At 57.2% G+C, this 8,950-nt stretch carries 7 protein-coding genes; all 7 read left to right on the forward strand.

Features of this window, described 5'->3' with window-relative positions:
- The first annotated feature begins 380 nt into the window (after positions 1-380).
- The 7 genes from cas6 to cas2 all read left to right on the forward strand — a co-directional run bounded on the left by cas6 (position 381) and on the right by cas2 (position 8,572).
- Positions 381-995, forward strand: coding sequence for a type I-MYXAN CRISPR-associated protein Cas6/Cmx6 (gene cas6, locus SGJ19_10105; GenBank protein MDZ4780593.1), 615 nt, complete (start codon positions 381-383; stop codon positions 993-995).
- On the forward strand, positions 956-3,271 hold the full coding sequence (gene cas3 / locus SGJ19_10110; protein MDZ4780594.1) for a CRISPR-associated helicase Cas3': 2,316 nt from the start codon (positions 956-958) through the stop codon (positions 3,269-3,271). The genes cas6 and cas3 overlap by 40 nt, the downstream gene beginning before the upstream one ends.
- Positions 3,272-3,294: 23 nt before the next feature.
- The gene (cas8a1, locus tag SGJ19_10115) at positions 3,295-4,911 is read left to right on the forward strand and encodes a type I-MYXAN CRISPR-associated Cas8a1/Cmx1 (GenBank protein ID MDZ4780595.1); all 1,617 of its coding nucleotides are present in this window, start codon (positions 3,295-3,297) and stop codon (positions 4,909-4,911) included.
- Between the two features lie 19 nt (positions 4,912-4,930).
- A complete protein-coding gene (cas7i, locus tag SGJ19_10120) occupies positions 4,931-5,848 on the forward strand; it encodes a type I-B CRISPR-associated protein Cas7/Cst2/DevR (protein MDZ4780596.1) in 918 nt (305 codons plus the stop codon).
- A 3-nt stretch (positions 5,849-5,851) separates the two neighbouring features.
- A complete protein-coding gene (cas5, locus tag SGJ19_10125; protein MDZ4780597.1) occupies positions 5,852-6,490 on the forward strand; it encodes a type I-MYXAN CRISPR-associated protein Cas5/Cmx5/DevS in 639 nt (212 codons plus the stop codon).
- 113 nt (positions 6,491-6,603) lie between these two features.
- Positions 6,604-8,271: a type I-MYXAN CRISPR-associated endonuclease Cas1 gene (gene cas1, locus SGJ19_10130; GenBank protein ID MDZ4780598.1), complete on the forward strand. Its 1,668-nt coding sequence runs from the start codon at positions 6,604-6,606 to the stop codon at positions 8,269-8,271.
- 4 nt (positions 8,272-8,275) lie between these two features.
- Complete coding sequence (gene cas2 / locus SGJ19_10135; GenBank protein MDZ4780599.1) at positions 8,276-8,572, forward strand: CRISPR-associated endonuclease Cas2; 297 nt, start codon at positions 8,276-8,278, stop codon at positions 8,570-8,572.
- The last annotated feature ends 378 nt before the right edge of the window (positions 8,573-8,950 follow it).

The raw sequence follows: 8,950 nt of genomic DNA on the forward strand, positions 1-8,950 counted from the left end.
CATTCCCCCTCCAGCGTCCCTAAACTAAACCCCGTTCACCCCCGAGCGCCACACTTTTCAACCGCCAAGCGCTGCACAATTCAAGCGCCGTTTACAAACGGACATGACGACGGCTATTATAACCATCAACAGGATGATCAACATCGCTGACGGATCATTACCGGGGAAATGGGCAGTACAATCTGCCGGGACGTGACAGCACAGCGCGCGAACCCGGCGCCCCGACTTGAACAGTAACCTTCCCAGGACCGTCCGTAGAGGAGCGGCCATCGCTTTGCGCCATGGCACTTACTAGTTCATATCACATGGCGGCACTGATATACTCCAAACCCTGGCATTCGCCCAACCAGGTCGCGTTTTAGTCCGTCGGAGGGAACACCATGTATGTCGACCTTGCTTTCCGATTGCAGACGGCCGGTTCCATTCCCGCTGACCACGGCTATGCACTATATTCCGGTGTGTCCCGCTTCTTACCGGAGCTACATCAGGAGATTGGCGTTGCGATCCATCCGATTTGCGGTCGCCAGATTGGGGATCGAAGACTAGCGCTGATGCCGTGGAGCGCTCTCACGATTCGTGCGCCGGCAGACCGAATCGCGACACTATTGAGGTTGGCCGGCAAATCAATACGAATTAACGACGCTGCAGTGCGGGTGGGAGTTCCCGAAGTGCGTGCGCTGGCGCCATCGACGGCGCTGCGTAGTCGACTTGTTGTCATTAAAATTGCACACGCTGGAGCTGCAGACCTCACGAATGCGGTGTTCATCGCTGCTACTCGAAAGCAGATGGATGATTTAGGGATTGGAGCGAACGCCGTCCTCAACGTCGGCAAGCGCCGCACACTTCGCTTAAAGCAGCGAGAAATTGTCGGTTACGAGCTTCTTGTCGAAGGTCTTACCCCATCAGCGTCTCTCGACCTTCAAGCGAGCGGGCTTGGAGGCAAAAGGCACATGGGATGTGGGGTGTTTATGGGGGTTGGCGAACCAGCAACGTGAACTGTGACCCCAAACATTTGTGGGCCAAAAGTCGGAGGCACGGCGAAGCCGAGCATGCCTCGATGCGACTTCATCAGCACCTTGCTGACGTCTACGACGCTGCCACCCAAGTGGTCGACGCGACCGGTGATGATCAATTGCTGGCCCTGGGATTGGATTTACACAAGTATCGCGAGCGATTTCGACGGTGTGTCTTGTTGGCCGCGGCGATGCATGATCTCGGTAAGGCTAACGACCATTTTCAAGATATGATCTGCGGGAAACGAGACGTTCAAAAAAAACCGCAGGGGCTCCGTCACGAGTGGGTCTCGGTCTTGTTACTGCGAGAGAACCTGAGAAATTGGATTTGGCCCGCGGCAGGTGGAAACGAGACGGATTTCGGCATCGTTCAATGGGCTATTGGCGGTCATCACCCGGCCTATGGCCGTGAGTCGCCCCCGCGGGCAACAAATCCGCAGGGTGAAGGCGACCGACTGGCTGTTTTGACCACTCACTCCGAATTCCGCGAGTGTTTGCAGGTACTGAAGCGTCGATTCTCAGTCGCGAGTATCCCAGAGTTTCACCAGCCGTGGGTGCTTCCTTTGGTCGGCCCCGACTCTGTTTTTCGCCAAATTCAAAAGTGGTACGTGGAAACACGCCAGTTGTGGGAGCAATTCTCTGAGCATGACAAACGATTGGTTGCCGCTGTCAAAGCCACAGTCATCGCCGCGGATGTCGCCGGCTCAACCGTGCCGCGGCAAGTGACGGATGAAACACATCGGGCTTCGTGGATTCCCGATGCGTTCGCCAATACACCTCAGCCTGGAGAACTCGTTTCGATCGTGAGCAGGCGACTCAACGGAGGTTCTCTGAGAGCGTTTCAGACGGATGTTTCCAAGGCGCGTGCGTCCGTGACCTTCGCCAAGGCTGGTTGCGGGTCCGGTAAAACATTAGCCGCGTACCACTGGGCGGCCACCAATCACCCGGCGAAACGACTCTACTTCTGTTACCCCACCACGGGCACTGCAACGGAAGGGTTCCGCGACTACCTATACAATCCGGATGCCGACTTAAACTACCGCCTGTTTCACGGTCGCGCCGAGATCGACATGACCTTGATTGTCTGGGGCGATGACAAATTGGTCGAGGCCGATGCCAACGCACGCATTGATTCACTCGAAGCGTGGTCCACTCCGGTTGTGAGTTGTACAGTCGACACGGTCCTCGGACTCGTACAAAACATCCGCCGCGGGTTGTATGCGTGGCCGGCACTGGCAGGTGCTGCATTCGTGTTCGACGAGATTCACGCCTACGACGACAAGCTGTTCGGCGCGTTGCTCCGTTTCTTACAAAACCTGCCCGGGGTTCCGGTACTGCTCATGACCGCCAGCCTACCAAATGCCCGTCTCACGGCACTTCGGGACTGCCTGACGAGGGCAAAGCGGGCACCCATGGCCGAAATCTGCGGGCCGGAGGAATTGGAAACGCTGGTTCGCTACCACCAGGAAGCGACGCCGGTGGCTGTTGCATCGCGCGTGCAGGACGAGATCGCCGCGGGCGGCAAGGTGCTGTGGGTATGCAACACGGTCAGTCGCGCGATGGCGGCCGCCGATTCGATCGCCGATTTGAATCCGGCCATTTATCACTCACGGTTTCGCTACATTGACCGAGTGCAGCGGCATCAGGTTGTAGTCAAGGCTTTCAAAGCGGCGCAAGCTGCGCCGATCGTTGCCTGCACAACGCAAGTCTGTGAAATGAGCCTGGACTTGGAGGGCGTGACCCTACTTGTGACGGAACTGGCCCCCGTACCGGCGATCATTCAACGGCTTGGACGATTGAACCGCAAGGCGGACCATGGTGACAAGACTCGGCCGTTCATTGTCATCGACGTTGGCGACAATCATTTGCCGTATTCACCGGTGGAGTTACAATCTGCACGACAGTGGCTCGCATCACTCGCCGACGGTCCACGGTCGCAAAGGGACTTGGCCCAGGCTTGGGAACAGCATGATGTCGGGAAAAAACCGGGCTTCGTGGCCAGCGCATGGCTCGATGGTGGGCCGATGACGATGGTACTCGAACTACGAGAAGCATCGCCGGGAATCACGGTTATTCTCCAGAAAGACGCGCAGGCGGTTCGGTCGGGAGTCCAGAAACTTGCAGAAGTTGCTCTACCGATGCCCCCGCCGCCAAAATGCTTGAGCTGGCGCGAGTGGCCATCGATCCAAGGGATTCCAATCGCACCAGCCGAAGTGATCGACTATGACCCGCTGCGAGGTGCATCATGGCGAAAGTGAATAAGTCGAGCGCCAAGTCGCCGATGAAACCGATCGCCCCGAACCACCTGACGATGCCATTATTCGCCCCGGGGATGACGGCGCTCCATCGAGCTGGTCTCGGTGGATTAGCGTGTACGCTCAAGCACATCGAACGCGCTTACTTGCAAGGGGCCTTGGCCGACGATGATGTGCCCGGCGGGCCGTGGGACGATGGCGCAGCGCCATGGGAAATTGAAGCCGAACAGCTTACGCTCCGATTCTGCCAGCCAGACGCAGCGGGCGAATACCTAAGACGGCTGTTCGCGTTGAGCTTCGGTGTACATGGCGGCCTCATCTGGCTTCCTGGCCAGTATGAACTGCCACCAAACTTAGCAGTGCGAGCCGACCTGCAACTTGGCCTTACCCTGACATTTCTTCAGCACGGTAAGACGCGAACGCTTGCCAAGGAACTGATTATGGCTGCCCACGAGCCTGAAAGGGATGGAGTGCCTGGCGTAGTTGTTGAATACCGAACGTGCTTCGGCTACAAGCATCAGAACGGCTGGATGGATTGTGTCGACAAGAAGACCGGCTGCCTTTCGGCGACGACCGTGGGAATCGAAGGGCCGTTGAATCCCGGCGCCGTCGTCCGCCACAACGCCTTCTCGTCGCCAACGAAGATTGACGAACGAGTGGAACGCCTCGTACCGCTTTACTTCGCGCTGATCGGGTGCATTACGATCCCGGTCAACCGTGGCGTTGGAGTGTTGTTGATTCCCGAAGTCGAAGATCTTGCCACTTTTTCTGCCGCGCGTCCGCTCATGACGCCGACCAGCAGTCGACAGTGCCTAGCTGCAGGCGCCGCGGATGCCGGATTGCAGCTTCAGATTCGGCTGAAAGCTGCCCACCTTGGACTAACTGCCTTTCATGCCGTTACGTTCCGCCCGACACCGTGGGCGTCACAGCAAAAGTCGCGGGTCGAGTCACTGTACGTACCGGTATTGCGAAGTCGTGACCTCGACCTCTATGAGCTGGCCTTAGCCCATCTTCCCCCACGAGTTGCTACCCAAACTCTGCAGGAGACAACAGGACGGGGAAAGGCGAAAGTCACACTTGAGCGCCGCAAATCATTTCGGACCGATAGTGTGGTCCGACCACGTATCGCCGACAATCTAGCGAACGGGCGGCGGTGGTATACCGGTTTTACTCGTTTGATGACTGCCACTAATCCAGCTACAAACAAGCCGTATCGAAATCAACTGACTTTCGAACGAGAAGGATTGCACGACATGGTCACAGATGCACGGGTCTGGAATGACGAAGGCGAAGCCCTTGTTGTGCAAGCTGTCCACGAAGCTATTCGACAGCGTTTTGGACAAATTGCCGACAACTACAAGTCGAATCCGGCCGGTATGCGCAATAAGTTCAATAATGAGCGAGAGCGCCTCCGTTTGGCGTTCACGGGCGCGAAGACTGTCGCACAAGCCCGCACGGCACTGTGCGACCTTTTCAGTCGCGGCGGTTCGAACAAGCCTTTGCAACAAGCTTGGCGGAAGATTCTGCCGATGTTCCATGCCGACCGTTGGCAGCACACCCGTGACCTTGCACTGTTGGCGCTGGCCAGTTACGGCGGACGTAGCGATGACGACGTCAGCAATCCCGAATCCGCGCCCATTTAAACGAAGGAGTAGCTCCCTGATGAGTCTTCACGTGTTTGCAAATCTTGTTACGCCGTTTGGCACGGCCGCCAACAACCGTGCTGAAACGGAAGGCAATGTTACCACGCTCCAAAAGCTGCTCTGGATGGGCGAGACTCATAGCACCGTCTCTGCAGAAGCAATTCGATTCGCATTCCGTCGATTGCTAAGTGCGGCCGAAGCGACCAACCGCTCCTGGGACGAAACTAAAAGGACAAACGCGTGGGAGGACCACGAATTCAAGGGATGGGCCAACCAAACGGGCAAAACCTTCATTGACGACGACCTGCTCGGATTCATGAGAGCGGACGCCGCCAAGGAAGAAGGGGAAGCGGGTTCCGCCAATGTCCGGCGGGCTGTTCTTGAAATCACACGAGCTGTGTCTCTCACCCCATGGACCGGCGACGTCACTTTCAACGCAGCTTCGCCCGGTGCCACTCCATCCGCTTCAAAGGGTGAAAACAAGAGCAAGAATCCCGTGCCGTACGGCACCGAGGTTCACGCGACGCGCTACCAATATGGCATCGCACTCACGCCGGAGCGGCTACGCGATAAGTCGAGGGCAGCGAAAGCCATTGAAGCTCTGTGCAACCTCGGTACGGTTGCAGGGAATCACGGCCGATTTTTCTTCGACTTCTCACCTGAAGCCGTCATCTTCCGCGTAACGGCTGACCCGGCGCCGCGATTGCTCTATTGCTTTTCAACAGATGACGACGGCAAGACCGTGACGGCCGACGCTCTGCTCAAACGGCTGCATGCAGGGGATGTCGTCAAGGAAGAATTAGTCCTAGGCGTTAGCGATCTTGAGTCTCCCCTCGCCAGGCAATTCACCGAAGTTGGCGTAAAGGCCCACGGCGTGAAAGCCGCGTGTGCCCAAGCTATCGAGCAGATTAAGGCCAAACTGAAGGACAAGGGGTGAGTTATGCTCGGCGTCTACGTCACCGTGCCCGTTGCGTGCTTTCGCAAAGGGCTGGCCCGGGAATACCTTGAAACCGATCCACTGCCGCCGCCAGCGACTTGTTATGGCTTCTTACTGTCGCTCGTCGGCGAGACCGACCGCCGTCGCCATATGGGGGTTCGAATTGCTCCCGTGTTGCTCAACGAGCCGGAGATGAGCGTTGTTCTTCGGACCATTTGGCGGGTCAAAAAGACACCCCTCGGTTCGGCCGGCAATAGCCGACCAGATTATCAACAACTGCTTACCGGGGTCCAATTGGTGATCTGGCTGGATTCGCGCGAGGAAACTGGTGCCGGCCTTGAATCTCGCGTGGGTACAGCTTTGACGGACCCAGATTCCATTTCACGCTTCGGTGGTCTGTCACTGGGAGAAAGCACACACTTGGTCGATGAAGTATCTCGCCTCGAAGCAGTAAAATCGCGGCTCGATGACCACTCCGGCCGGGCCTTTCTCCTGGCCGAGCGCGGACGGCTGACTCTTCCAGTTTGGGTCGATCACGTCGGGTCGACCGAAACCCGCTACGTAACCGGTAACTTAGTCGATGCACCCATCCTGGAGTCCCCTGCCCTAGATTTGATGCCCAGGATTCTGGCTAATTCTTGAATCTCCGTTGGACCTTCTATTGCAAAGCCGGTGCCGGCTAAATAGTCTAGGTAGAGGGGCACACGGAGATCATGCCAGGGAGGGAGTTCGTTTTTCCTCCATAGGTTCAAAACATGATACTCCCAGCCGATGCTGGCCACGAGCCGCCGCTCCGCGTGATGGCGCTTCACGCGCTGCTCTATTGTGAGCGGCTATTCTATCTCGAAGAAGTTGAAGAGATCCGCGTCGCCGACGCCAATGTGTACGCCGGTCGTCGACTGCACCTCGAACGGGTTCCGCTCAACGACGAAACACCCGAGCTGCGTTCCTATGAGGTCAGTAGCAACGCTTGGGGGCTAGTCGGCAAAGTCGACGCGGTCCGAAAACGCGATGGCGCCTGGGTCGCCTACGAACATAAGAAGGGCCGCTGTCGTCGCGGCGACGAGGGCGAACCGCTCGCCTGGCCCAGTGATCGCATCCAGGCAGTTGCCTATGCCGTCTTGGTGGAAGAACAGCTTGGCGATCCGGTGGGTCAGGCCCGCGTTCGCTACCACGCCGACAATGTCACGATCTTGCTGGACATCGACGAAGCCGCCCGACAGGACTTACGGAGTGCAATTACTCGCGCTCGCGTGCTGCGCGATTCCGCGGAGCGCCCCCCGGTGACAGAAAACGAGCGGCTGTGCCCGAAGTGTTCGCTGGCGGTTGTCTGCCTGCCAGAGGAGGAGCGGCTTGCGGAGCCAGACAACACTTTGATCGAACCGCCGCGACTATTTCCCTCAAACCGCGAGCGCCACACAGTTCACGTTGTCTCCGCCAAAGCCCGAATCGGACGCAGCGGAGAGTCGCTACTGATCGAGTCGGAGGATGGGCGGCAGAAAATCGCCATCGAACAGGTGGACTCGATTCTCATCCATGGCTATGGCCAACTCACAACGCAAGCGCTCCATTTGTGTGCGTATCGAGGCGTGGCCATCGATTGGCTCACCTTTGGGGGACGATTTGTCGCGGGTGTATCGGCATCTCCGGGGCGAGTTCAACAGCGGATTCGGCAATACCGCGCGCTAACGGACGACGACGTGCGGCTCAACCTGTCGCAGCGAACGATTCACGCAAAAATCGAATCACAACTGCGATATCTATTGCGGGCGTCTCGTGGAAACAAAGCGATTCGCCATGCCGTGCAGGAGCCGATCAATCGCATCCGCGATGTGATGCCCAAACTGGACCAAATTGGCAGCGCGGACTCGCTTCGTGGTTTGGAAGGAGTCGCTGCAAAGGCATATTTCGCCGCGTTGCCACAATTACTAAGTTCACGGGTCAATTCACTGCTCATTCCGAACGGACGTTCCAAGCATCCACCCGAAGATCGATTCAACGCACTGCTGAGTTTCGGCTATGGGATGTTGTTTGCGCTAGTGCATCGTACGTTGCGGGGAGTCGGATTAGAACCCTCGCTGGGGTTCTTTCATCAACCACGTTCTTCGGCGCCTCCACTCGTGCTCGACTTGGTCGAACTGTTTCGCGTGCCGCTCGTGGATATGCCTGTAGTCGGCAGCGTGAATCGTAACCAATGGAGCGCGGCTGACGACTTCACTGTCGCTGGACGTCAGGTATGGCTGTCTGGCGATGGACGAAAGAAGGCAATCGCATTGTTTGAAGACCGTCTCAATGAGGTATATCGTCACCCGTTTACGAGGCAGTCGATGAGTTACGCTAGAATCGTCGAATTGGAAGCAAGGCTATTGGAAAAGGAATGGACCGGCGCCCCGGGACTTTACGCTCGCATGCGGATGAGGTAGCACTATGGCCGAGAAGTCGTGGCACTTGATTACGTACGACATTCGCGACGCAAAGCGATTGCGAAAGGTGGCCAAAAAGCTGGAAGGCTACGGTGAGCGGATGCAGCACAGCGTCTTCCGCTGCCGGCTTGATCGTGTTGCGCTCGAAAAGCTGTGCTGGGAACTTGCTGAGATTATGAAGAGCAATGACGATCTACTGGTCATGCCGATTTGCGGCGGTTGCGCGGAGCGAGTGCCGCTTCATTCCACGGGTGATCAATCGTCCTGGGCCACCAGCCCACCGAACTTCAGAATCGTGTGAGACAAAATCAAGCACCGCCCACTGGCAGAAGTGTGCGATAGTGTGTTTCACCGAAGTTCTTTCGTGGCAGCACGTTCCAGAGTTTTAGAGCAGATTGCGATGCATGATTTCAACTCGAATGCCCAATTCGCCGCAGTTTTAACTACTATTACTTCTGACTGCTGGCGCCGCAAGTCTTGTTTTGCGTCGAATCACACCGAGACACATGAGGTGCATGAAAACACGCCACTTAACCACTTCATGCTCCATAACTTAGGGAAGGCGCTGTGAAGAATCCTTTGATGCCGTCAGGCGTTGAGCACACCAACGCCGCCGGCGCCTACAGCGCGCAAACCTCCGTGAAGAATCCTTTGATGCCGTCAGGCGTTGAGCACAAGA

This window comes from Planctomycetia bacterium (assembly GCA_034440135.1).
GTDB lineage: Bacteria > Planctomycetota > Planctomycetia > Pirellulales > JALHLM01 > JALHLM01.